1 protein-coding gene is annotated in these 1,311 nt (G+C 29.1%); it reads right to left on the reverse strand.

Annotated features, from left to right (window positions below; genetic code table 11):
- On the reverse strand, positions 1-786 hold a 786-nt coding region (locus tag LIZ08_RS10180), incomplete at its 3' end, for an MFS transporter (RefSeq protein ID WP_227038814.1).
- Positions 787-1,311: the final 525 nt, after the last annotated feature.

Here is a 1,311-nt window from a genome sequence, read left to right on the forward strand (position 1 = left end):
TACAAATGGCACTCCAATGCTAATGGAAGTATAGAAAAAATTCAGTACAACACTAACAAGAATAATATATTTGACAATCTGATTTTCTTTTAAGAATTGGATAATTTCTTTGACCCCGTGTTGATGCTTTTCATTCTGTTTAATCTTAGCTTCTTGCTCTTCGTGTTCATAGAAGAATTTCATGGTAAGTAAGACACCTAAAGAAAGGATATTTGCAATGATTTCTATAAGAATAAAGCCTGAGAAGCCTAACCAATTATAAAGAATGACTCCAATAGCTGGGGAAAGCATGGTTGCGATAGCAATGGCGGTTTGTGTAACAGAGCTTAATCGTTGAATTTTTGTATCATTTACTAACTCGTGGATAGAGGCTGAATAACAAGTATCATTGATGTTAACTGTGACAGAGTGAAGTATGACAAACGGAATTACTAAATATAAGATAGTAGATGAATTCGTTAAAAAATAAAATGCATAAAACAGAAGAAAGATAATAAGTCTAAAAATAAAATTATAAATTAAGATCTTTTTATGACGGTATCGGTCTACTAAATTACCGATTGGAACCAAGAAAATCAAACTAACTAAAGGATAGATGATCATATTGATTCCAAAACTCATTGCCGATTTTGTTTGGTCCAGTAACATTAATCCTAAAGCAAAATTAAAAGCTTTTCCACTTAAAGAACTAATAAAACTACTAATAAAGTCTTTGATGATTTGTCTATTAGACATTTGATCACTTATTAAATTCTTAATATTAGCCCCCTCCATTCGTTTCAACATTACTTCGGTTATCTAATCCTATTCAATCAACCTGTGTTGTAAGGTAATTGGGATAGTAGATAGACCATAATTTTTATTAATTAAGATTTTACCAATTATACTAATAAAAGTATAATAAAAAATGTAAAAAATATTGTCTTTATGTTTACTAATTATATTTCTCTCTTGCTTTGACATTATCTAAATTGATAACTTCTTACGTACCTCTTCTAAAATAGGATATATTTTACAATCGTTAAAGGATTTCAAAATGAAACAGATTGTTTTATTTTGCTTTTTGTAGGTTTTAACTTCATTCTAGATGTTGATACTATTTATCATAACGCTTGACGTCGCTTTCAAACGGGAGTACAATAATATTGAGGACAAGATGGTTAATCTCTTTTATTTAGGAGGTGTCAGATATGCAAATCTATTTTGTTTATTCTATTTTCTATCTATTATCACGCGTAGTAGCACTTGTAGTTCTAGCTTATCTTATTAAGTTACTCATTGCTCGTTTAAAAAGAAACTAAGTAACATTTT

It is taken from the genome of Streptococcus sp. 210928-DFI.4.42, assembly GCF_020554365.1.
Taxonomy (GTDB): domain Bacteria; phylum Bacillota; class Bacilli; order Lactobacillales; family Streptococcaceae; genus Streptococcus; species Streptococcus parasanguinis_S.